General features: G+C 68.9%; 17 protein-coding genes and 1 pseudogene. 4 read left to right on the forward strand and 14 right to left on the reverse strand.

The annotated features are described in order from the left end of the window. Positions 1-61 precede the first annotated feature (61 nt). From WME83_RS30570 to WME83_RS30580, 3 genes are all read right to left on the reverse strand, one after another. Positions 62-1003 (reverse strand): hypothetical protein, encoded by a 942-nt coding sequence (locus WME83_RS30570; RefSeq protein WP_437313236.1) that lies wholly within the window; start codon positions 1001-1003, stop codon positions 62-64. A 147-nt stretch (positions 1004-1150) separates the two neighbouring features. Further along, entirely contained in the window at positions 1151-2176 is a 1026-nt protein-coding gene (locus tag WME83_RS30575) for an S-adenosylmethionine:tRNA ribosyltransferase-isomerase (RefSeq protein ID WP_437313237.1), read from the reverse strand. Continuing rightward, positions 2173-2985: an SDR family NAD(P)-dependent oxidoreductase gene (locus WME83_RS30580; RefSeq protein ID WP_437313238.1), complete on the reverse strand. Its 813-nt coding sequence runs from the start codon at positions 2983-2985 to the stop codon at positions 2173-2175. The genes WME83_RS30575 and WME83_RS30580 overlap by 4 nt, the downstream gene beginning before the upstream one ends. Before the next feature lie 89 nt (positions 2986-3074). Between WME83_RS30580 and WME83_RS30585 the strand changes: the two genes are divergently transcribed. Further along, positions 3075-3635: a helix-turn-helix domain-containing protein gene (locus WME83_RS30585; RefSeq protein ID WP_437313239.1), complete on the forward strand. Its 561-nt coding sequence runs from the start codon at positions 3075-3077 to the stop codon at positions 3633-3635. 40 nt (positions 3636-3675) lie between these two features. On the opposite strand, the gene WME83_RS30590 is transcribed toward WME83_RS30585, so the two are convergent. The 3 genes and pseudogenes from WME83_RS30590 to WME83_RS30600 form a co-directional block, all read right to left on the reverse strand. Next, on the reverse strand, positions 3676-4692 hold the full coding sequence (locus WME83_RS30590) for a hypothetical protein (RefSeq protein ID WP_437313240.1): 1017 nt from the start codon (positions 4690-4692) through the stop codon (positions 3676-3678). Between the two features lie 60 nt (positions 4693-4752). Continuing rightward, positions 4753-5839, reverse strand: a pseudogene (locus WME83_RS30595) (SDR family oxidoreductase). A 585-nt stretch (positions 5840-6424) separates the two neighbouring features. Next, positions 6425-6835 carry a hypothetical protein gene (locus WME83_RS30600; protein ID WP_437313241.1) on the reverse strand — a complete coding sequence of 137 codons (411 nt, stop codon included), beginning with the start codon at positions 6833-6835 and terminating at the stop codon, positions 6425-6427. A 1053-nt stretch (positions 6836-7888) separates the two neighbouring features. On the opposite strand from WME83_RS30600, the gene WME83_RS30605 reads away from it, so the two are divergent. Then, positions 7889-8575 carry an RNA polymerase sigma factor gene (locus tag WME83_RS30605; protein WP_437313242.1) on the forward strand — a complete coding sequence of 229 codons (687 nt, stop codon included), beginning with the start codon at positions 7889-7891 and terminating at the stop codon, positions 8573-8575. Positions 8576-8621: 46 nt separating this feature from the next. After that, positions 8622-10541 carry a serine/threonine protein kinase gene (locus WME83_RS30610; RefSeq protein WP_437313243.1) on the forward strand — a complete coding sequence of 640 codons (1920 nt, stop codon included), beginning with the start codon at positions 8622-8624 and terminating at the stop codon, positions 10539-10541. A gap of 209 nt (positions 10542-10750) precedes the next feature. Here WME83_RS30610 and WME83_RS30615 read toward each other — a convergent pair whose 3' ends face one another. The 5 genes from WME83_RS30615 to WME83_RS30635 are packed head-to-tail and all read right to left on the reverse strand — an operon-like array spanning position 10751 to position 18243. After that, positions 10751-12934, reverse strand: a complete 2184-nt coding sequence (locus tag WME83_RS30615) for a family 1 glycosylhydrolase (protein WP_437313244.1) — start codon at positions 12932-12934, stop codon at positions 10751-10753. After that, positions 12931-14043, reverse strand: coding sequence for a galactokinase (gene galK, locus WME83_RS30620; protein ID WP_437313245.1), 1113 nt, complete (start codon positions 14041-14043; stop codon positions 12931-12933). The genes WME83_RS30615 and galK overlap by 4 nt, the downstream gene beginning before the upstream one ends. Then, positions 14040-15971, reverse strand: a complete 1932-nt coding sequence (locus WME83_RS30625) for a glycoside hydrolase family 2 protein (RefSeq protein ID WP_437313246.1) — start codon at positions 15969-15971, stop codon at positions 14040-14042. The genes galK and WME83_RS30625 overlap by 4 nt, the downstream gene beginning before the upstream one ends. An 8-nt stretch (positions 15972-15979) precedes the next feature. Next, positions 15980-17104: a UDP-galactopyranose mutase gene (gene glf / locus WME83_RS30630; protein ID WP_437313247.1), complete on the reverse strand. Its 1125-nt coding sequence runs from the start codon at positions 17102-17104 to the stop codon at positions 15980-15982. After that, the gene (locus tag WME83_RS30635) at positions 17089-18243 is read right to left on the reverse strand and encodes a glycosyltransferase family 1 protein (protein WP_437313248.1); all 1155 of its coding nucleotides are present in this window, start codon (positions 18241-18243) and stop codon (positions 17089-17091) included. Before WME83_RS30635 ends, glf begins: the two co-directional genes overlap by 16 nt. Positions 18244-19469: 1226 nt before the next feature. Here WME83_RS30635 and WME83_RS30640 point away from each other — a divergent pair. Beyond that, positions 19470-19697, forward strand: coding sequence for a DUF2795 domain-containing protein (locus tag WME83_RS30640; protein ID WP_437313249.1), 228 nt, complete (start codon positions 19470-19472; stop codon positions 19695-19697). A gap of 69 nt (positions 19698-19766) precedes the next feature. Here the strand turns inward: WME83_RS30640 and WME83_RS30645 are convergent, their stop codons facing one another. The 3 genes from WME83_RS30645 to tssB all read right to left on the reverse strand — a co-directional run bounded on the left by WME83_RS30645 (position 19767) and on the right by tssB (position 22445). Then, positions 19767-20357, reverse strand: a complete 591-nt coding sequence (locus WME83_RS30645) for a TIGR00730 family Rossman fold protein (RefSeq protein ID WP_437313250.1) — start codon at positions 20355-20357, stop codon at positions 19767-19769. 108 nt (positions 20358-20465) lie between these two features. After that, complete coding sequence (gene tssC, locus WME83_RS30650; RefSeq protein WP_020737969.1) at positions 20466-21950, reverse strand: type VI secretion system contractile sheath large subunit; 1485 nt, start codon at positions 21948-21950, stop codon at positions 20466-20468. A 3-nt stretch (positions 21951-21953) separates the two neighbouring features. Next, entirely contained in the window at positions 21954-22445 is a 492-nt protein-coding gene (tssB, locus tag WME83_RS30655) for a type VI secretion system contractile sheath small subunit (RefSeq protein ID WP_437313251.1), read from the reverse strand. Positions 22446-22545: the final 100 nt, after the last annotated feature.

The following is a 22545-nucleotide window of genomic DNA, read 5'->3' on the forward strand; positions in this document are numbered from 1 at the left end:
GACTTGGAGCGCAGACGCGGGCTCATCCGCAAACGACCTCTGTAGCCGCACCCGTCAACCGTCAGGAGAGCACTTCGGCGGCAATCTTCGCCCCGAGGACGTTATCGATCCAGCGGTCGAGGGTCGCGATGTCCGTGCATGCCTGGATGCGCGCGCTCTCGTCCTCGCTGAGCACGATCCCTGCGCGCGCGAGCAGCCGCAACAGCGTATCCCTCTTGCCCTTGAGCTCGCCCTCACGGACGCCCTCGAGCTTGCCCTCACGCATGCCCTCGAGCTTGCCCTCACGCATGCCCTCGAGCTTGCCGCGCTCGATGAGCTTCTGCACGAACGGGGGAAACGTCGCCTCGCCTTCGATCTGCCGTTCCATGACCAACGCCTCCAGAGCCTGCCGCATCGGCTCACGCAACGCGTTCCAGATGAGCTGAAAGTAGACCATCGCGTGCTCCTGGTCGAGCCGGCCGAGGGCAGCGAGCGCCGCCTCGACCACGGCGCGTCCGTTCGGCCCGTTGCCGTGCGCCACCGCCGAGAGCACGGCGAGCTCCGTCTCCGCCTCCGCGTCGGCCGGATCGGTGATCTCGGGGACGACGGCCGGGCCGAGCACCAGCGGCGCGACGTGGCCGAGGCCCAGGCCGAGGTCGATGCTCTCCGCCGCCCAGGCAGCCACGCCGGCGTCCGGCGCGACCACGAGCACGACCGTGCGGCAGCGCCTCTTGGCGCGCACGACCGTGACATACGTCGGCCACGAGAACTTCTTGTTGGGATCCATCTCGCGCTGGACCTCGAGGACGATCGCCAGCACGAGCGTCCCGCTCGCGTCTCGAAGCTCGAGCACCAGGTCGGCGCGGAACTCAACGGGGATGAGCTGGTCGAGCGACGACTCGACCACCGCGGCGGAGGCGTGCGGCGGCACCTCGACGTGGAAGAGCGTCGCGAGCAAGCGGGGCGCGAGCGCCGGCTGATCGCGGAACATCTCGACGAGGGCGTTGTGCTCGAGCGTCGGCATGACGGCCGGCCTCGAGCACGCCCCATGCCGGCGCGAAACGACGGGAAAACCCGGAGAGATGGCCACCGCAGGGGGTGGCGGCGCCATGGCGGAGGGGGGCGGCGACCTCCTCGCGCAGCCTGCCCACGAGCTCACCGAAGGCGGAGATCAGCTGAGCACGAGGTAGGAGTCGCCGAACTCGTGGCAAAGATACCCGGCCTGCTCGGCGTACGCGTTGGCGCGGTGGAGCAGCGGGGCCGGCGCGAACGCCTCGAGGAGCCGGAAATGGCTCTCGGTCGGGTCGTGCACGCCGGTCAGCAGCCCGTCCACCACCCGCGGCCGGAAGCCAGGGTGGAGGACCAGATCGGTGACGCCCGGGCCGGCCCGGAGCTCACCGCCATGCTGGGCGGCGCAGCCCTCCAGGGCGCGCGTCACCGTCGTGCCCACCGCGACGACCCGGTGCCCGCTCGCCTTGGCCTCGCGCACCGCCGCCACCGTCTCCTCCGGGATCTCGAAGCGCTCCGGCAAGGGGAGCAGCGCGTCGAGCGCCGGCTCGCCGGTCGACGAGATCCCGGCCGCGTGCGTCAGCGAGGCGACGCGCACGCCGCGGCGGAGCAGCTCGAGCAAGAGCCCCCACGCGAGCGGCCGTCCCGCCGACGGGAGCTCTGCGCAGAGCGGCCGGCTCGCGTAGCGCGTCTGCGTGTGCCAGAGCTCGAGCGGCGCCGCGACGTACGCATACTGGATCGGCCGCCCTCTCCGGTAGAGCGCCGACCAGAGGGGCGCGCCCCGCTCGCGGAAGGCGATCTCGACGAGGCGCGGCGAGGCCGGCGACACGCGCTCGACCGCGGCCGACAGGTCGTCGCCGAACGTCACCGCGTCGCCCGGGCCGAGCGCGGGCGGCGCCGGGCGATCCTCGGTGCGCGTACGCCAGTCGCCCGCGCCGAACAAGAGGGCCGCGTAGCGCCCCTCGGACAGCTCGCCGATGAGGCGCACCTCGACGGCCGCGCCGCCCCCGGTCGCGCCGTGGAGCGACGCCGGCAGCGTGGCGCCGTCGTTCACGACCAGGAGATCGCCCGGCTCGAGGAGCGCGGGCAGATCCGCGATGCGCCCGTCGCGCAGGCGCCCGAGGCGCGGATCCACGTGGAGGAGCCGCTCGTCGAGGGGGTTCTCGCGAGGCCAGGCGGCGGGGCTCATGGCGCCTCCTCGATGCGCGCCGCCTCGACGCGCGCGCCGCTCGGCACCTCGCCGGCGCGGCCGATGAGGGCGACGATGCGCCTCGCCACGTCCGCCGGGTCGGCCAGCGCGCTCGGATCGGCGTCGGGGATCGCCTCGGCGTGCATCCGCGTGTTCATCTCGCCGGGATCCACCGCGTAGAACGCGACGCCCGTGCCCTCGAGCTCGGCGGCCCAGGTGCGGCTGAGGTGATCGAGCGCCGCCTTGGAGGCGCCGTACGCGCCCCACCGCGGATAGGCGTTCACGGCCGCGTCCGAGCTGATGTGGACGACCACCCCGCGCCGCCGCAGCGCCATCGCGCCCGCGACCACCTTGGTGAGGCGGAACGGGCCGACCACGTTGACCTCGAGCACGCGGCCGAGATCCTCGCACTCGGTGTCGAGCAGGATCGGCAGCGGCGTCCTGCCGAGCGTGCTCGCGTTGTGGATGAGCAGGTCGATGGGACCGACCAGCGCCGCCGCCGCGCCGGCGATCGCGTGGGTCTGGCCCTTGTCGCCGATGTCCGCCGCGAGCGCGTGCGCCACCCCGCCCTGCGCGGCGATCTCGGCCGCCACGGCCTCGAGCGGCGCGCGCTCGCGCGCGACGAGGACCACCTTCGCGCCCCTCCGGGCGAGCTCCCGCGCGAGCGCGGCGCCGAGCCCGCGGCTCGCCCCGGTGACCAGCGCCGCGCGCGGCGCGAACGGCGCGCCCTGCGCGGCACGCGCCGAGGGCGCCTGGGAGATGCCTCCGGCCTGGATCAGCGACTCGCTTCCGGTCGATTCGTCGTTCATGGTGCTGCCTCCTCGACCAGAGCCTAATCCGCGCTGGACCATAGGTTGGAGCCACCTCCAGTATCTTGGAATCGTGCTAATCTCCGGTCATGGATCACGACGCTGAGCTCGCGGGGCGGCTCGCGAAGAACATCAAGCAGCTGCGGGAGGCGCGCGGGCTCACGCAGCAGCAGCTGGCCAAGCTCGCCGGCGTGCCCCGGGCGACCTGGGCGCACCTCGAGTCCGGCGCGGCGAACCCGACGCTCGGCGTGCTCCACCGCGCCGCCGCCGCGCTCCAGGTCTCGATCGAGGAGATGCTCTCCGCGCCCCGCGCCACGTGCCAGCTCTACGCGCGCGACGCGCTGCCCACGCGCTCCCCCGGCCAGGCGCTCGTCCGCAAGCTCCTGCCGGATCCGATCCCGGGCATGGAGATGGATCGCATCGAGCTCCCCGCGGGCGGGCGCATGACGGGCGTCCCGCACACCCCGGGCACCCGCGAGTACCTGACGTGCGAGTCGGGGGAGCTCCAGCTCGTGGTCAGCGGCGAGCGGTTCACGCTCGGCGCCGGCGACGTCGCCGTGTTCCGCGGCGATCAGCGCCACTCGTACAACAACCCCGGCAAGCAGCCGGCGGTCGGCTACTCGGTCGTGGTGCTCGCGCGGGTGCTCTGAGCGGCGGGCGCGCGCCCCGAGCGCGCAGGGGCGCTCGCCGTCAGCGCCTCCTTCGCCGGGCCCGCGTCGCGCACGCGAGCAGCGCGAGCGCCGCTCCCCCGAGCGCTCCCGCGCCGCCCGGGCCGCGCTCACCGGCGGCGCGGCAGCTGCAGCCGCGCACCGCGGCGTCCTCGTCGCCAGCGCCGCCGCCGCTGCCCGGCTCCACCCCTGAGTCGCACGTTCCGCCGGGATAGACGTCCTGCTCCGTCCACTCCGGCTCGGACGGCCGCGAGGAGCTCGGCTGCGCCGTCTCCGAGTCCTTCCTGTAGAAGCAAGGCCTGCAGGCGTGCACGGCCTCGGCGGCGACGTTCCCGGCCGCATCCATCGCCGTGGCCCGGAAGCAGAGCGCCGTCGGGGCGTCGACGCCGGCGAGCACGTCCACGGTCTGATGGATGGCCATGGTCACCGACGCGTCGGTCGTGAGCCGGCTCGTCGAGAACACCGGCTCCGTGAAGCTGACGTCCCGGAACGCCTCGACCGTGTAGATCACGGGGGACGCGCCGGTCCCCGCGGCCTCGCCCTCGGCCGTGACCCACCACGCGAGGTGGCTGTGCGACTCGCAGCCCCCGCTGCTCGGCCGGGAGTCGGCATAATCGTAGAGGTCGAACGAGAGCCCGCTCGGCGTCGGCGGCGCCTCCGTGTCCGCGACGCCGGCCGTGAGCTCGATCCGCGTCGCCTCGCACCCCTCGCCCGGGCAGAAGCTGCCCTCGATCACGACCGCCTGCCCCTCGCCGGGCGGCGGCTCGATCCGCGCGACGAGGTCGTAGCCCGCCGCGGGCACGCCCGGCGCGGCCACGAGGCTCGCCGGCTCGCCGTCGACGGTCACCGACACCGCGTCCAGCGAGAGGGCGTGGCCGGCGAAGAAGAGCGCGGCGTTCCCCGGCGTCGTCGCGCCGCTCGCCGGGAAGACCTCCGTCAGGCCCGGATACGGCATGCCGCACGCTCCCGCGCTCGCCTCCATCGCCAGGGTAGAGGCCAGCGCCGCGATGATCCCAGCAGTCCACGAACCATGGTTCATGACGCCAGGGTATCGCCCCGCCGCTCCCCACCGAGCGGAGAGCACGGCTGGAACGCCGGCCTATCCGGCAGCCGCCATCGCCGCTTCCGCCCGGTGCCTGACGTAGTGCTCGACGGCCTCGGGCAACGTCGGCAAGGTCGCGCGGCGGCGGCTGTGGAGCCCCCCCTGCCGGGGCAGATTCGCCCGCAGGCCGAGGGTGTGCGCCGGACATGCGTGCACCGCGCGCGCGGGCAGGCCGAACGCGTCGCACATCATCCTCGCCCACGAGGCGAAGCTCAGGACGCCGTCGTTCGCCAGGTGCCAGATGCCCTCGGCCTGGTCGATCGCGAGATCCAGGCACGTGTGCGCCAGGTGCGGCAGGTACGTGGGCGACACGAAGAGGTCGTCCGCGGCGTGGAACGGCTCCCCGCGCTTCACCGCCGATAGCGCGAGCGCGGCGAAGCTGCGCGCCTCGAACGGACCGAACAGGCTGCCCGTGCGGACGACCAGCGCGCCCGGCAGCGCGTCGAGCACGCCCTTCTCCCCCAGCGCCTGCGCCTCGCCGAACGCGTTGATGGGCGCGACCGGATCATCCTCGACGTAGGGGTCGGGCTTGCTTCCGTCGAACGAAGGACGACGAGAACATCAAGAGCCGCGCGCCGTGGCGCCGGCACGCCCCCGCCAGGAGGATCGGCCCCACCACGTTGGCGCGGCGGCACGCCTCGATCTCGTCCTCGCCGTCGTGCACGCGCGTGTAGCCCGCCGCGTTGATCACCAGCCACGGGTCGACCTCGTCGCATTCGGGAGCGCACGGAAGCGCGCGCAATGAGCGCTTCCGTCGGCCGATCCGCGCCGCGCACGCGAGCAGCGCCCCCGAGCGCTCCAGCGCGGCCCGAGCCGCTTTCGCGGCGGCGCGGCAGCTGCAGGCGCGCACGGCGAGTTGCAGGCGGGGTGGCCGCGCGAGCGTCTCGATGCGCTGCCGCCGACCTTGGGCGGGATCATCGCTCGTTGCTCCGGCTACCGGCGATGCCGCCGCGTCCGGAGCGACGCGGGCCGCGAGTTTCGACGCGGACCGAAACTGCCTCGCAGGGCACCGTCCAGCGCCCCCCCGGGCCGCGGTTGTCGTGAGCGGCTCGTGTGCTCGGCGGGTCAGCGAGGTCGCGTGCATCTCCCCAAGCGGGCGCCGCTAGAGAACTCGCTGGAACTCCGGGGCGAGCTGCTGCCGTGCGGCGGGCCCCCCTGCCGAGAACGGAGCCGACGCGTATACGCCCAGCCAACATCATCGCTTCCTCCTTCGCGATGGAAACAGGTAACCAACGCCGTTCCGACGATCACGATGGCGTTGAGTGGGCGAATACGCTTGGCCTGCCATCTGCTCCACATCGTGCCCCGCATCGCTCGCCAGGGCATCGAGTCACCGGAGAAGAGATCCCGTGCCTGCCTTACACTGAGGGGGATCAAGATGCGTTTTCCCACGAACCGCTCAGCCGGTCCGGACGCGATTCAAACGTGAGGGGTCTCGCGGTCGAGGTCGAGCTTCCGGACGGTGACCCCCAGGGTGGCTCTTTTCGCTCAGACACCGGTGCTCTCACGCTGCCAGCCATGCGGAACCGCTGCAAGGGGCACGCTTCGAACGTAGCGGTTCGATTCGTCCCCGTATTTCGTCCGGCACCAAGACCTTGCCCACGCCGCATTTTGCCGCAGATTTGACCCCTTCCATCGAGCGGAGTCAGCGGGCTACTGTTAGGCAATCCTAGTCCGCGGTGTTAGCCCAAACCCAGCCCGAGCAATCGCGAAAAGCCTCACCCCTATGGGCCCTACACACACGAAACTCGATACCAATCCCCTCAGGAAAATCATAATTACAATAACTTCTTGTTCCGGCGCCGCCCGATGCCCAACAAAAGAGACCCCAATAGCGAATTTCACTTACAGTGCTATAACCATCACCCAGGGTGTCCACAACCGTCATGCGCTCGCCGTAGGAATCGAATGTCGCTTGCGCAGCCGTGGCCACAGCTTGATAAACCAGCTCCGACTCGACCTCTCCGATCTGCTCGTCGTATTCCTGTTCCTCCACCGTGCCCACACACGCGAAAACAGAAACAGAAAGCACCACGAGCAGAAAACCGCTCAGACCAACGTCAGTAGTTCGCTTCACCATAGCGCAATCCTCCTGGAAATATAACAGCCATAACTAACAAGCGTTCGTTCCATTCAACACAACACCCTCTTTCCCGAGTAGACCTGCCAGTTCTCCGGTATCTGCGACGCAAACGCGACCGCCGCCGATTAAGCACCAGCACATATCGCAAATCCGCACGACCGGCGGTCTTCGGACTATGATTGGCTAGCCAGCCGCATTAACATCAATATCCAACGCCAGCAATGCTCTCACTGCTCAGATGAACGGGACATCGCTGAGCACCAACCGAAAGCGCCCACCAAATAAAATCTCATCACGATCGCCCCGATCAGCAGCGCCGCACCTCGATGTATTGACATTGACACACCGCTTGGCGTGGTACTGCGCGCGCTAGCGTCTCGCGCCGCCATCCAGCTCAACATTCCGAGTTCGCATGTGCTACAGAACCTGGGATACCGCTCGCCTCCACCAGCAGATCGGGCGTGGTCGAGGCGACGTGTACGATGCCGCAGAGCGGCATCGCTCATGTCTCCTTTCTCCCGCTTCCTGAAGGAATCTTGCTCGAAGGTGACAGAAAATCGTCAGGTGCCCCGCAGCGCCGTCCGCAGCCGGCCGGGGGTACCGATGGCCAGGGCCGCTCGGGCACCGAGGGCGGGACGCTCCAGTTCGGCGATTGTCCGTCCCTGCGCGAGCGCGAGCCTCTCGCCGAGGCTCAAGGCGCGCCGTTTCCGGCACCCCGACGATCCGGCACCCCGACGAGGCGACGCGATGCTGAACTACCTCGCCAGCCTATGCTGGTGGCGAGCAAAGCCTACCCCAGAGCGCCGTCGGCCCTCGCCGGTAGCGAGCTCGAGCACTTGACGATGCGCGCTCGGTGAATGGCATGACGCGCGCGCGCCGCCCTACGCCAGGAGAGTTCTGCACCGGGATACCCGGCGTAGGTCACGCGACGCGCGCTGCGGCGGCAATGGTGGGGCCCTGCTCGGGCTTCCCACACGCGGTCGCATCTGTTACGGTACAGTTATGACCCGTGATGGGTGGAGAGCCAAATTCCCGGACACTTCATGGGACATGATCACCCGTGCTGGACATCCGTTCACCAAAGAGGGGATGAACGCCCTGAATGAGCTCTGTCGACGCTACAGATCGCCCATTCGCAGTTTCGTCAGAGCGTCCGGCTTCTCTGCCGAAGATGCTGAGGATATGACGCAGGGCTTCCTGCAGCAACTCTCAGCGAGCAACGACATAGCCATTGTAGATCCCTCACGCGGCAGGTTCCGCAATTGGCTATGTAGATGCATCAAGAATTACGTAGCAAACGAGCGCGATCGCATTCGCGCTCAAAAACGCGGCGGGGGCTGCTTGCACGAGTATATCGACGCGAGTGGCTCTGAACCAATAGCTCGCTCGCTGCCTTCCAACACGCCTTCCGCGGAAGAAATCTACGAACACACTTTCACGATAAGCTTTATCGACCGGGTACTCGTTCAACTTCAGCGATATTACCACGAAAATGGAGAAGGCAAGCTATTCGACGCGCTTAGACCGCGGCTCGTAGACGATGACGCTCCTGAGCACAAGCACGTCGCCCACACGCTAGGGATGAGCGTCGACGCAACAAAAACAGCGTTATCGCGGATGCGCTCCCGGTTCAAGCAATTCGCTCGACGAGAGGCCCGCAGCCTCGTCAATCACGAGAGCGAGGTCGACGACGAGCTCAAGTCCATGATGGCGAGCTTACAACACGTCAAACAATAACAAATTTAGTCGACCCATGTAGCGCCACCTGAGAAACCATTGACGAATGTCGGCGATGCCACCCACATGTCGTTTATGCGACAAGAACATCCCCCTCGACGCGCCAGGTGGATTGTGCCCCCATTGCATCATCGACAGATGCCTCAACGGGCCCGACGCCGCGCACGATTCTGACGATGCGCCGGACAGCATCGAGCAGTACAGGTTGGAGGGTGAGCTTGGCCGCGGTGGCATGGGCATCGTATATCGAGCGTTCGATTCGCTCTCCGGCCGCGCCGTGGCGCTGAAGATAATCCGCGACCGTTCGTTTGCCAGCAGGGGCGCGCGAAAGAGGTTCGAGAACGAGATTCGTGCTCAATGCACGTTCGAGCACCCGAACATCGTCAAGGTTTATCATGTCGGTGTATATGATGGCTCTATGTACTTCACGATGCAGCTTATGGCAGCGAAGACGCTGGCCGAGCGCCGGGCAGACTTCAAGGACCCGCGAGACGCGGCGCGTCTCCTGGAAAAGGTGGCGCTCGCTGTCCATGCATGCCACGAGCGGAACATCCTGCACCGTGATCTGAAGCCATCGAACATTCTGTTCGATGAGAACGGAGAGCCGCATCTCGCCGATTTCGGGATCGCCAAGCGCTTGGACACGGACAGCGGCACCGCTACGGGCATGATCGTGGGCACCCCCTGCTACATGGCACCGGAGCAGGCAAATGGACGTTCCAACCAGATCGGCGTGGCAGCGGACGTTTGGAGCCTCGGCGTGATCCTTTACGAGCTGCTCGTCGGGCGAACGCCGTTTGCAGGGGAGGCCACCGAGGTACTGCGACGCTGTAGGGACGAGGAGCCGCCTTCGCCCGTCAAGATCCGAAAGGATCTACCGCGAGACCTGAGCGCTATCTGCGTGACTTGCCTGCGCAACGAACCGACGCTCCGATACCCGTCCGCCGCGGCGCTGGCCGCCGACTTAAGGCGCTGGCTCGATGGCAAACCGACCTTGGCGCGACCGTGCAGTCTCCCGCGACGCATGCTCCGTTGGTGCGGCCGGCACCGAACAGTTCTCGGCGTCGTCGGCGCCTTCGCGCTCATGGCTTCGGCGAGGTTCAGACTAACTCACGCTCAGACACAGGAACAAGCGCGCTCGGCCGCACTGGCGAACAACGCCATCATCGCAGAGGTAATGGCGGACTCGCTACGAGCGGAGATCGCATCGCACAGCCGCATCGTTAGAGCCATCGCGAATGAGGCTCTCCCACGCTGGCTGCTGCTAGATATGGACTGGCGAGGCCTCGAGAGCTATTGTCAGGATCAGCAATCACTGTATGGATTCAGCGCCTTATCCGTGTTGGATGAAGAGGGGACATTGAGGGCCGAGTGGCCTCCTCCACCGCCGTCCCGCAGGAGTACGAACCACGCGTGGCGCGATTACTTCCGCGGCGCTCACGAGCTCGCCGCAGCCGAGGCGCAGGACGTGTATGTATCCAGAGCCTTCAGGCAGTTACCTGGGCGAGACTTTGTGCTCGCAATCTCAGCGCCTCTTCGCCATGAGGACGGCTCGTTCCTCGGCGTCGTAGCGGCGACCATATCCGTCGAATCGAGCTTCGACATCCTCAGACGAATCCGTTATTGTAGCGCCACGCTCGTGTCGCTTCGCGACCGTGACTCGGACACCGCGGATCCTCCTTCGCCGCACGACGAACACGCGTTCCTGATTCATAATGGCGTGAACCACAGCCAAGTGTTTCCTTCGGGCCAAAACGGGAAGCTACGCATGCTGAGGTCACGACTCCGCTCATCCGAAGCGCATCCAGAGTTCATGGACATCGTCGAGACCGACAGTGAGTACGTGGATCCGTTGGAAGGCTCGACAGAAGATCGGTGGCTTGCGGCATTCGCACCGGTGGGAGGTACGAATCTTGTCGTGATCATTCAGACCCGCCGGGATGCGCGCGCTCATGTTGAGGAGTGATCAAGCAAACCAACGCGAGCCTGTCAGCGATGGGCTGCGCGACGTCAGCACGCTTGCCTGTTAACGACGATTCTTGCCAACGTGACCGGTCGTGCCGAGACGGAGCAGCGGTCCCGTGGCGTTGGACGCCCACAGGCATGCGGAGAGACGGCTTCTCGCGCCTCGGCTCAGTGTTCACGCTGAGCGGAGAGCACGGCTGGAACGCCGGCCTATCCGGCAGCCGCCGGCGCCGCTTCCGCGCGGTGCCTGACGTAGTGCTCGACGGCCTCGGGCAACGTCGGCAAGGTCGCGCGGCGGCGGCTGTGGAGCCCCCCCTGCCGGGGCAGATTCGCCCGCAGGCCGAGGGTGTGCGCCGGACATGCGTGCACCGCGCGCGCGGGCAGGCCGAACGCGTCGCACATCATCCTCGCCCACGAGGCGAAGCTCAGGACGCCGTCGTTCGCCAGGTGCCAGATGCCCTCGGCCTGGTCGATCGCGAGATCCAGGCACGTGTGCGCCAGGTGCGGCAGGTACGTGGGCGACACGAAGAGGTCGTCCGCGGCGTGGAACGGCTCCCCGCGCTTCACCGCCGATAGCGCGAGCGCGGCGAAGCTGCGCGCCTCGAACGGACCGAACAGGCTGCCCGTGCGGACGACCAGCGCGCCCGGCAGCGCGTCGAGCACGCCCTTCTCCCCCAGCGCCTGCGCCTCGCCGAACGCGTTGATGGGCGCGACCGGATCATCCTCGACGTAGGGGTCGGGCTTGCTTCCGTCGAACACGAAGGACGACGAGAACATCAAGAGCCGCGCGCCGTGGCGCCGGCACGCCCCCGCCAGGAGGATCGGCCCCACCACGTTGACGCGGCGGCACGCCTCGATCTCGTCCTCGGCGTCGTGCACGCGCGTGTAGCCCGCCGCGTTGATCACCAGCCACGGGTCGACCTCGTCGATCGCGCGCTCCAGGGCCGACGCGTCGGCGATGTCGAGCTCGCCCCGCGTCATGGCCCGGACGTGGATGCCGCGCTCCTCGCACGCGCGCGCCAGCGCCGCGCCGAGCGACCCGCCCGCGCCCGTGATCAGGATCGGGCGCTCGCGCGGCCGGCAGATGCTCCGCGTCGTCGAGCGCGGCGCCCCGTAGAGCAGCCGCTCGTCGCGCCGCCACCAGCCCGGCGCCTCGGCGAGCGGGTGCTCGGTCCGGCCGGTGGACGCGAGCTCCTTCGCGACCACCGCGAGCGCCGTGGGCCGCGGCGCGGGCCCGCGCACGTCGAAGACCCCCGGCTCGTAGTGGCCGCGCGCCTGGGTGACCAGGCTGTCCCAGTCGTACGCCCCGAAGGCGGACCACAGCGTCACCGCCCGCACGTCGGCGCCCTCCGCCCGCGCCGCGCGCGCGCCCTCCCACGCCTCGACGAGCCAGCGGATCTGCTCCTCCGGCGTGCACCCGAGGTGGACCTCGGTGATCGCGATCGGCGTCGCGTACCGCCGCCACACCTCGCGTAGCACCTCGTGGTGGCCGAAGATCCCCTCCTCCCGGACGCGCACCGCCTCCACGTCGGCGTACGCGTCGCGCCCGTTGCCGCCGTGCGTCCACGAGGGGTAGCGATCGAGGCGGTGATCGAGGAACCGATCGCTCGTCAGGTAGTAGTTCACGCCGATCACGTCCGGCGGGTACGGCTCCGCCGCGAGCCGCGCGAGCTCCTCCTCGGTCACGCCGCAGTCGCGGAGGTGCCGGTGGAGCGGGTGCGCGGCGTCGACGCGCCCGTACAGCAGATCGAGGCTCAGCCAGCGCCGGTGGTTCTCGAACTCCGCCTGGTAGGCGAGCCGGGGCGTGCTGGCGACCGCGCCGAGGTCCTCCGTCTGCACGAGCCGCGCGTCCGGGCGCACCCGCCGGATCGCGCGCATCGCGGCCGCGGTGGCGCGCGTCTCCACGAGCAGCGCGCGCATGAGGGAGGCCGAGTCCCGGCGGTGCGGGTACCAGTGCCCGTAGAGCGCGCTGAAGCGCGCGGTCGTGAGCGGCTCGTTCACCGGCGTGAAGTCGCGCACCCACGGGTAGCGCTCCGCCACGGCGCCGGCGAACTCCGCGAGGCCGCGCGCGAAGCTGTCCTCCATCAGGCTGGTCCACGGCGGCCCGCTGCCGTGGTGGACCAGCCCGACGATCACGTCGATGCCGAGCTCCCGCAGCCGGTGGAGGCGCTCGTCGGCCCACGAAAAGTCGGCGCTCCGCGGGCCGTCCGGCGCCGTGCGCTCCCACAGGACCGGGTACCGGACGGCCTTGACGCCGAGCTCCGCGAGCAGGTCCAGGTCGGCGATGCGGCCATGGTGCCCCGTGCGCTCCAGCTGATTGAAGTACTGGTCGCCGACGCGGTTGACCGTGCACTCGACGCCGGCCCAGAGCGCGATCCCGGCGCGCTCGCTCACGGGTCGCCGCCTCCCACCAGCACCGTCGCGCGTCGGCCCGGCGTTCGCGCGTAGGCCTCCACGACCGCCCGGCCCACCTGTGCCGCGCAGCCGCGCTTCACCAGGGCCACGATCGAGCCGCCGAACCCGCCGCCGGTCAGCCGGGCGCCGAAGACGTCCGGCTGCGCCCGTGCGCTCTCCACCAGCGCATCGACCGCCGGCACCGACACCTCGAAGTCGTCGCGCATCGACCGGTGCGACGCGTCGAACAGCTCGCCCAGGCGGCCGAGATCCCCGGCGCGGAGCGCGGCCACGGCGGCGAGCACCCGGGCGTTCTCGGTGACGACGTGGCGCGCGCGCCGGTCGAGCGGCGCCGGCAGCGACGCGATGCGCCGCTCGGCGGCCGCGTCGACGTCCCGGAGCTGCGGCACCCCGAGCAGCGCCGCGGCGCGCTCGCACTCCGCGCGCCGCGTCTTGTAGTCGCCGCTCGCGTGCTGGTGCGCCACCCCCGAGTTCACGACGAGCAGCTCGGCCTCGGCGGGCAGCGGGATGCGCTCGAACGCGAGCGTCCTCGTGTCGATGAACAGCGCGGTGTGCTCGTCGGCGAGGCTCGCGGCCATCTGATCCATGTTCCCGACCGGCGCGCCCACGAAGTCGTGCTCCGCCGCGTGCGCGACGCGGGCGATCTCCACGTCGTCGATGGAGAGGTCGAGCATCTGCCGCAGGGCGCGGGCGAGCGCCACGAGCAGCGAGGCGCTCGACGACAGGCCGCTGCCGAGCGGCACCGACGACGCGATCCTCGCGTCGAAGCCGGGGATCGACACGCCCCGGCCGCGGAGGACCGCGGTGATGCCCTGCACGTAGTCGAGCCACAGGCCGCGGCGCGCCTCCTCGCCGGCGCGGAAGGAGAGCTGGACGCCGCCGTCCACGTTCTCGGTGGCGACCTGGATGAGCCCGTCGTCCCGCGGCGCGATCTCGATCCGCGTCTTCTGCGGGATCGCCGTCGGCAGCACGTACCCGCCGCTGTAGTCGGTGTGCTCGCCGATCAGGTTCACGCGACCCGGCGCCTCGGCCAGGAGCTTCGCCGGGCGGCCGAAGACGGCCTCGAAGCCCTGCCCGCGCGCGTTCATCGCGGCGCACCCATGTCCACGAGCCCGGGCATGTCCGCCAGGGCCGGCATGTCCGCGAGCCCCCCGTCGCTCAGCGTCGAGGGCGTCTCGTTCGGGCCGACGAACGGGATCCCTTGCGTCGCCGCCGCCATCTTGTGGAGCGGGAACTTCGGCGTGCGGTCGGCGTAGAGCAGGCCGTTCGCCTCCTGGTACGTGTCGGCGAACTGCGTGTAACAGAAGCCGGCGAGCAGCTCGAGGGAGTTGATCACCTTCATGAGCTTCGTATAGCGCTCGGCGAACTCCTCCGGCGTCCGGCACGCGGAGTACCCCCACGTGCCGCCGTCGCCGTTGCCGGGCGCGACCGCGATCCCGCCGAACTCCGACAGCACGATCGCGGTCTCGTGGCTGACCGAAGGGTCGAGCACGAGCGCGCGGCCCCCGGGCCTCTCCCGCTTCAGCAGCTTGGGCACGACGTCGTGCGCGAAGTAGCGGCGCGCGATGCGCTCGGGCGACGGATCGTAGTCGTGGATCCCGATGATGTCGGTCGCCACGCTCTCCCACCCGTCGTTGCCGATGACCGGCCTCGTGTAGTCCATCGACCTCGTGAGGTGGTAGAGCGCCTGCACGTAGTGCCGCTCGTTCGGGTTGTCCGGCAGGTTCGGGACGCCCCACGACTCGTTGAACGGCACCCACGCGATGATGCACGGGTGGCTGATGTCCCGCCGGATCGCCTCCAGCCACTGCCGCGCGAGCCGCTCGATCGACTTGCGCGTGTGCCGGTAGGCGCTCGGCATCTCCTCCCACACGAGCAGGCCGAGCTTGTCGGCCCAGTAGAGGTACCGCGGATCCTCGATCTTCTGGTGCTTCCGGGCGCCGTTGAAGCCCATCTGCTTCGTGAGCTCGACGTCGCGGCGCAGCGCCTCGTCGTCGGGCGCGGTGATCCCGGTCCCCTCCCAGTAGCCTTGGTCGAGCACCATCCTGAGGACGTACGCCCGCCCGTTCAGGAGGAAGCGGTCCCCGCGGACGGCCACCGAGCGCAGCGCCGTGTAGCTCTTCACGCGGTCGATCGTCATCCCGGCCTGGTCGTAGAGGACGATGTCGGCCTCGATCAGCGTCGGGCGCTCGGGGCACCACAAGAGCTCGTTGCGGAAGTCGTCGATGCCGGGGTCGGAGAGCGTGATGCGCCGGTGGACCTCCCCGGCCACGACCGTGTACTGGTCGTTCGCGATCGTCATGTCGCCGACGCGCAGCCGCACGCCGACGCGCGCGCCCTCCACCGGCGCGTTGGCCACGCGGACCTCGACCGCGATCTCCCAGCGCTCGAGGTTCGGGGTCCACCGGAGGTACTCGACGCGCATGCGCGGCACGCGCTCGAGCCACACCGTCTGCCAGATCCCCGTGGTCCGCGGGTACCAGATGGAGTGAGGCTCGAGCTTCCAGTCCTGCTTGCCGCGGGGCTTCGCGAGGTCGTTCGGATCGTCGTGGGCCTGCACCACGATCGTGACGCTCTCGCGCCCCTTCACATGCTCGGTGATGTCGAGCTCGAACGGCGTGTAGCCGCCCTCGTGCTCGCCGGCGAAGCTGCCGTCGATCCACACCCTGGCCAGGTAGTCCACGGCGCCGAAGTGCAGGATGAGCCGCTCGGAGGGGTCGAGCTCCGGCACCTTGACCTGCCGCCTGTACCAGCAGGCCTTGAAGAAGCCGGTCTCGCCGACCCCGCTGCGCGGCGTCTCCGGGGCGAACGGCACCTCGATCGTCCTGTCGAAGCGCGCGTCGGCCGGGGAGCTCCACTCCCCCCGGGGGTCGAGGGCGAACTCCCACGCCCCGTTCAGCGAGGTCCAGCCTTCTCGCCGGAGCAGCGGCCGCGGGTAGCCGCGGGCGCCGCCGCTGTCGGCCGGCGGCGGCACCGAACCTGGGATACCGATCTGTGCAAGGTGCTGTCGAGGCATGGGTCCGTTCAGGCAGCGACGGTCACCGCTGCTCCGTCGAGCTTGGCTTCGCGGATGTGGTCGAAGGTGGCGAGCGCCTGACCCACGACCTGGTCCATGTTGTAGTACCGGTACGTCGCGAGCCGCCCGACGAAATGCACGTTCGGCGTCGCGTCGGCGAGGGCCTTGTACTTCCGGTAGATCTCCGCGTTCTCGGGCCGCGGCACCGGATAGTAAGGGTCGCCCTCGGCCCTCGGGAACTCGTACACGATGCTCGTCTTCGGGTGCTGCTGCCCCGTGAGGTACTTGAACTCCGTGATGCGGGTATACGCGTGCTCGTTCGGGTAATTGACGACCGCGCCCGGCTGGAAGGTCTCCGTGTCATGCGTCTCGAACTTGAACTCCAGGGAGCGGTAAGGGAGCTTCCCGTAGCGGAAGTCGAAGAAGGCGTCTACCGGTCCCGTGTAGATCATCTCCTTGAAGCTCACCTCGTTCATAATATCGCGGTAATCTGTGTTCAGGAGAATCCGGATCTTCTTGTGATCCAGCATGTTCTCGAACATCCGCGTGTAGCCGCGCAGCGGCATCGCCTGGAACTCGTCCGTGAAATACCGGGAGTCGTAGTTCGTGCGCGCCGGCACGCGCGAGGCGACCGAGGCGTCGAGCTCCGACGGGTCGAGCCCCCATTGCTTGCGGGTGTAGTTGCGGAAGAACTTCTCGTAGAGCTCCCGGCCCACCTTGCTGACGACCGCGTCCTCGGAGGTGCGGCAGTGCTTGATCGGCTCGGCGACGCGGGCGAAGAACGCCTCGACCTCGGCGGGCGAGTAGTTGGTCCCGTACAGCGCGTTGACCGTATCCACGTTGATCGGGAACGGGACGAGCTTGTCGTCGACGTGCGCGAGCACGCGGTGCTCGTACGGGCGCCACTCCGTGAACTGCGACAGGTAGCGGAAGATCCGCGGCGACGCGGTGTGGAAGATGTGGGGGCCGTACTTGTGGATGAGGACCCCGGCGTCATCGTAGTAGTCGTACGCGTTGCCGCCGATGTGCGGACGCTTGTCGCACAGGAGGACCGACTTGTTCATCTGCGAGGCAAGGCGCTCCGCGAGCACGCTGCCAGCGAACCCAGCACCCACGATCAAATAGTCGAACACGGTACGTTCCCTTCCGCCCGGACGGCCGCCGGACGCTTGGATTGGAGTGCGTCAGCGATGAGCTTCGACATCGAGCGCCACGTCTTGTCCCATGACGTCGCGCTCACCATCTCGTCCGCGATCGCGATGTGCTCCTCGCGCGGCCCCGCGAGCGCTGCGAGGGCCGCGGCGACGAACGTGGCGGCGTCGGCGATGTGCACCGCCCTCTTGTCGCCGTAGGGCGTGACCACGTCACGGATGGCGGTGGAGACGACCGGCTTGCCCGCGGCGAGGTACTCGAGCGTCTTCGTCGGGCTGATGAACCGGGTCGCCTCGTTGAGCGCGAAAGGCATGATAGCGACGTCCCAGCCGCCGAGGTAGGCCGGAAGATCCTGATATGACTTCTGGCCGAGCCAGTGGATGTTCGGCCGCCGGGGCAGCGTGGCCGGGTCGATCTTCACGACGGGCCCGAGCATCACGAGCTGGAAGTCGGGGCGCTCCTTGGCCACGCGGTCGACGAGCTCGACGTCGAGCCGCTCGTCGATGACGCCGAAGAACCCGAGCCGCGGCCTCGGGATGTCGCGCTGGTCGTCCGGGTCGGCGGCATGCTCGCGCGCCTTCGCGAAGTGGGCCGCGTCGACGCTGCTCGGGAAGGCGTGCACCGACGGGTGCTGGGCGCGCTTCGCCTCGTAGAGGCTCTGGCCGCCGGTGAACACGAGATCGGCGCGCGCGAAGAGCTCGCGCTCGCGCTCCCGGAGGATCGGCGGGGCGCCGCGGAAGGCGGAGAGCTCATCCATGCAGTCGTAGACGACGAGCGACGGCTCCACGTCCGCGGCGATCGGCAGCGACATCGGCGTGTAGAACCACAGGATCGGCTGCCGGATGTCCTGCTCCCGCACGAAGGAGTTGAGCAGGCGGCGCTGCTGCGCGAGGGCCTCCTCCGGCTCGGTGCCGTGGCGGAGGTGGGGGACGACGACGGTGAGATTGGCCTCGATGTGCCTCGCCTCGAGCCTCGGGGGCCCGTCCTCGAACACGGGCTCTTCGACGAAGTAAACCCGCCTCTCCTGCGCGAAGCGGCTCATCAAGTGGTTCGGTCGCTGGAAGACGAAGTTCCAGCGCAGGTGCGACAAACAGATGAGATCGGGCCCGACCTGCTTCATCTTGTCTCCGATTTCTGTGAAATTAGGAACGTACGCGCCGGGCTGTTTAGCAAGTTACGGGCCGACGACGGGATGAACCCATTGACGGGGACGTCGCGGCCGGGCGGGGCGGCCGCCGTGAAAGCGCGCGGCAATCCGCTACATGGGCTGGGCAGAGCGCTGAACATCGAAGTACGCTCGCCGGCGCCACGATCGCTGGACGCGAGACCGGGCGAACTTGCCACAGATGAGGCAAAATGCGCCGCGTTCGGGCGTTTCCTGTGGGCCCTTCACAAAAGATGCAATCTGCGCCCCGCCCTTCGATGCGCCTCCGGACGCGAGCGCAGGGGCGTAGATGCACGATGCTTGCCGGAGCGCTCTCCCGGCAAGAGCGCTGTCCACGCGTTCCGGTTCCACGCGCGCGGCGAGGCGAGACGCGGGTAGGCCTGCTCCCGCGCGCGATGAGCGCGCGGCGCGGCGAGCGGTGGACGGGAGTGCCCCCTCGATGCCGCGAAGCTAAGGAGAGATCCGGATACGAGCTAGGGTATCCCCTGATCGACCATCGCATTGCGGACGCGCTTCGTGAGCGCGCGCGGCCGGGTCCTTGACAGCGTGGTGCGCGCCGTGGTCAAACGCAGAAAAGCGTCGCAAAGAGGCTCGCCGCGCGACGGCGCCCGCCGGTAGGGCACGCCCGCCCCCTGGAGCTCGGCGGAAGCGGCGCACGTCACGAGGCTGCGGATCCACGCGGTGGATACGGGGTGCACAACTCCCGCGCCGGGTTGGCGCTCGTGCTCGACTGGGCTCCTCGTCGGCGAGAGGACCGCGCACGCCGACGACTCACGCACACGACGACTCGGTGCTCCGTCCAGCGGATGAGAAAACCGCTCGAGTTGACGGAATGGACATCGCTCCTGGAGGGTTGGAGCACCGTGCTGCCAGGGTGCGGCCCAATTTGTCCGGTGTGATTCCCATGAAGGCGGGAAGGTTGGAAGATTATTGTTCTTTTCTTCCCGCCTTCCCGCCTTCATGTTCGAGTCCGGCCGCCACCCTCGCGCGGGTCTCGGCGGAACATCGGCTCACGGCGGCGGAGGACATTGCGCCTGATGCCCCGCGCTTGCCGCGAAAACGACCTTCCGGACACGGCCGCTCGCGGCCCGGCGGGCGCCGCCGCGGCGCGGGCCAGCGGTCCTGGCGCGCGCGTTGCTGACCAGCGGGGCGCCGCCAGCGAGGGCGGGCAGGAGGACAGCATGACACGCGGACTCGGCGGAACGGCTCCGGCCAACGTTCAAAACTACCTGAAGGGCGCTCACTACCCGACGGGCAAGGACGATCTCGTCGCCACGGCGCGCAGCAACGGAGCGCCGAAGGAGATCATCGAGGTGCTCGAGAGCCTGCCGCAGGACGAGTTCGGAGGTCCGCAGGAGGTCATGAAGGCCTACGGGCAGCTGGACGACGACGAGAGGAAGCCGAGCTGAGCTCACGCTCGCCCGGCGGCGCGCGGGGCGGTCCTCGGGTTTCCGTCGGTATCGCGTCGAGCGACGCGCTTACCGCTCGTCGGGCGCCATCCACTTGTACTCGACGCTCGGGCGCCAGGCGGCGAGCAGCCCCAGGAGCGCCTCGGCGTCGCTCTCGACCTGGAGCATCGCGCGGTGGCCCGGCCTGAGGAACTTCTCGGCCACCACGTGATCCAGAAAGGCGATCAGCGGCCGGTAATACCCGGCGACGTCGAGCAGCCCGACCGGCTTCTCCTGAGAGCCGAGCTGCGTCCAGGTCCACACCTCGAACAGCTCCTCCAGCGTCCCGATGCCTCCCGGCAGGGCGATGAAGGCGTCGGAGAGCGCGGCCATCTTCGCCTTGCGCTCGTGCATCGTCTCGACCACGTGGAGCTCCGTCAGGCCCCGGTGCTCGATCTCTCGCTGGTTGAGGAAGTGGGGGATGACGCCGATCGCCTCCCCGCCGGCCGCGAGCACCGCGTCGGCGACCGCGCCCATGAGCCCCACGTGGCCGCCCCCGTACACGAGCCCGATCCCTCGCGCGGCCAGGAGCTCCCCGACCTGAACGGCCGCCGCGCGGTAGGCCGGCGACGCGCCGGGGCTCGATCCGCAATAGACGCAGATCCTTGAAAGTTTCCGCATCGCCCGAGCCTACGCCGGCGGGCGGGCTCGTTCCAGCGGCGATCCGGGAGGCAGGCAGGGCCGCGCGGCCTGGCACCGCGCCGGCAGCGCGGTGCCGTGGCCGGCCGCTCACTCCTTGTCGAGCTTGCCGACGAGGCTCAGCGTGAAGAACGCGCCCATGTACTTGAAGTGCGGGCGCACCTGCATGTCGACCTTGTACCAGCCGGCGTTGCCCGGCACCTCGGTCACGATGATCCGCGCCTTGCGGAGCGGCCGGCGCCCGCGGGTCGCCGCGGAGACGACGTCCTGATCGGCGACGTACTGGCCGATCCACTCGTTCAGCTCCCGCTCGAGGTCGGCGCGCTCCTTCCACGTCCCGATCTGCTCGCGCTGCAGCACCTTCAGGTAGTGCGCGATGCGGCACATGATGAACATGTACGGCAGCTGCGTCCCGAGCCGGTAGTTCATCTCGGCCGCCCTGCCCTCCTCGCTCTGCCCGTAGAACTTGGGCTTCTGCGCCGAGTTGGCCGAGAAGAAGCAGGCGTTGTCCGAGTCCTTGCGGAACGTGAGCCCGATGAAGCCCTCCTCGGACAGCTCGAACTCGCGCCGCTCGGTGAGCATGATCTCGGTCGGGATCTTGGTCTGGATCTCGCCCATCGCCTCGTACTGGTGGAGCGGCAGGTTCTCCACCGCGCCGCCCGCCTGCGGGCCGATGATGTTCGGACACCAGCGGTACTTGGCGAAGCTGTCGGCGAGCCGGGTGGCGAACGCGTACGTCGCGTTGCCCCAGCAGTACGCGTCGTGCTTGCCGACCACGTCCTCTTCGTAGTTGAACGCCTTCACCGGGACGGTGTTGGCGCCGAAGGGGAGGCGGAGCAGGAAGCGCGGCATCACGAGCCCGACGTAGCGCGAGTCCTCGGTCTCGCGGAACGCGTTCCACTTCGTGTACTGCGGCCCCTCGAAGAGCGCCTTCAGGTCCTTCAGGTTGGGCAGCCCGATGAAGTCCTTGAGGCCGAAGAACTGCGGGCCCGCCGCCGCGATGAACGGCGCGTGCGACATCGCCGCGACGGCCGCGCACTTCTGGAGCAGCGCGATGTCCTGGGGGCCGGGGCCGAACTCGTAGTTCGCTATGATCGCGCCGACCGGCTTGCCGCCGAACTGGCCGAACTCCGCCGAGTAGACGAGCTTGTACAGGCCGCTCTTCGGCACCTCGGGGGCGTCCTCGAAATCGGCGAGGAGGTCCTCCTTGGAGCAGTTGAGCATCTCGACCTTGACGTTCTCGCGAAAGTCGCAGCGGTCGATGACGAACTTGAGGCCGCGCCAGGCGGACTCGAGCTTCTGGAAGCTGGGGTGGTGGAGGATCTCGTCGATCTGTCGCGAGAGCTTGACGTCGATCTCCGCGATCAGCGCGTCGACGAAGGCCTTGTCGACCTTCTCACCCTCGCGCCGCGGGGCGACGAGCTCCGAGATGAAGGCCTGCACGCCCCGCTTGGCGATCTCGTACCCCTCGTCGCCGGGCGTCATCTTCGTCTCGGCGAGGATCTCGTCGAGCAGGGACCCTCCCTCCAGGGTCTGGACGCCTGCGCTCCCCGCGGCCTGTGTCTCTGTCGCCATCGCTCACTCCCCTTCCTTGTCGAGCCCGAGCTCGCTCACGATCTTGTTGCGCTGAGCCGGGTCGCTCAGGATCTGCTGAATCTTGTTGCGGAACGCCTTCTCGTTCCCGAGCGGCCCCTTGAGGGCCGTCAGCGCGGCGCGCAGGTCGAGGAGCTTCTTGAGCTCCGGCACCTGGGTCGCGATGGCTTCGGGCTCCATGTCGCTCAGCCGGCGGAACTTCAGGTTGACCGTGAGCTCGCTGTTCTCCTGCTCGGACAGGACGTCCTTGACGTTGAAGGTGAGCGCGAGCTTCTGCTCGCTCATGACCTTCTGGAAGTTGTCCTTGTCCACGTTGATCGGCTTGCGGTCCTCGAGGGGCCGCGGATCCGGCCGCTGCGTGTAGTCGCCGAGCATCAGGAGCTTCAGCGGCAGCTCGACGTCCTCCTTCGCGTTCCCCGTGGCCGGCTTGTACGTGATGTTCACGCGCTCCTTCGGCGCGACCGATCCCTCTTTCATCGCAGGCTCCTTTCCCCGTCAGCAGCGGGCGGAGCGCCCGCAGGCCGTACGAGCATAGACCAAAACCCCGGCCCCCCGGGCAAGCTTCTCGGCGCGACGC

The organism is Sorangium sp. So ce385, assembly GCF_051474135.1.
GTDB lineage: Bacteria > Myxococcota_A > Polyangia > Polyangiales > Polyangiaceae > Sorangium > Sorangium cellulosum_D.

Bases quoted from the DNA above. Each gene is read 5' to 3' on its own strand.
- WME83_RS30570 (WP_437313236.1), bottom strand. From the start codon at position 1,003: ATGCCGACGCTCGAGCACAACGCCCTCGTCGAGATGTTCCGCGATCAG.
- WME83_RS30575 (WP_437313237.1), bottom strand. From the start codon at position 2,176: ATGAGCCCCGCCGCCTGGCCTCGCGAGAACCCCCTCGACGAGCGGCTC.
- WME83_RS30580 (WP_437313238.1), bottom strand. From the start codon at position 2,985: ATGAACGACGAATCGACCGGAAGCGAGTCGCTGATCCAGGCCGGAGGC.
- WME83_RS30585 (WP_437313239.1), top strand. From the start codon at position 3,075: ATGGATCACGACGCTGAGCTCGCGGGGCGGCTCGCGAAGAACATCAAG.
- WME83_RS30590 (WP_437313240.1), bottom strand. From the start codon at position 4,692: ATGAACCATGGTTCGTGGACTGCTGGGATCATCGCGGCGCTGGCCTCT.
- WME83_RS30600 (WP_437313241.1), bottom strand. From the start codon at position 6,835: ATGGTGAAGCGAACTACTGACGTTGGTCTGAGCGGTTTTCTGCTCGTG.
- WME83_RS30605 (WP_437313242.1), top strand. From the start codon at position 7,889: ATGATCACCCGTGCTGGACATCCGTTCACCAAAGAGGGGATGAACGCC.
- WME83_RS30610 (WP_437313243.1), top strand. From the start codon at position 8,622: ATGTCGGCGATGCCACCCACATGTCGTTTATGCGACAAGAACATCCCC.
- galK (WP_437313245.1), bottom strand. From the start codon at position 14,043: ATGAACGCGCGCGGGCAGGGCTTCGAGGCCGTCTTCGGCCGCCCGGCG.
- WME83_RS30625 (WP_437313246.1), bottom strand. From the start codon at position 15,971: ATGCCTCGACAGCACCTTGCACAGATCGGTATCCCAGGTTCGGTGCCG.
- WME83_RS30635 (WP_437313248.1), bottom strand. From the start codon at position 18,243: ATGAAGCAGGTCGGGCCCGATCTCATCTGTTTGTCGCACCTGCGCTGG.
- WME83_RS30640 (WP_437313249.1), top strand. From the start codon at position 19,470: ATGACACGCGGACTCGGCGGAACGGCTCCGGCCAACGTTCAAAACTAC.
- WME83_RS30645 (WP_437313250.1), bottom strand. From the start codon at position 20,357: ATGCGGAAACTTTCAAGGATCTGCGTCTATTGCGGATCGAGCCCCGGC.
- tssC (WP_020737969.1), bottom strand. From the start codon at position 21,950: ATGGCGACAGAGACACAGGCCGCGGGGAGCGCAGGCGTCCAGACCCTG.
- tssB (WP_437313251.1), bottom strand. From the start codon at position 22,445: ATGAAAGAGGGATCGGTCGCGCCGAAGGAGCGCGTGAACATCACGTAC.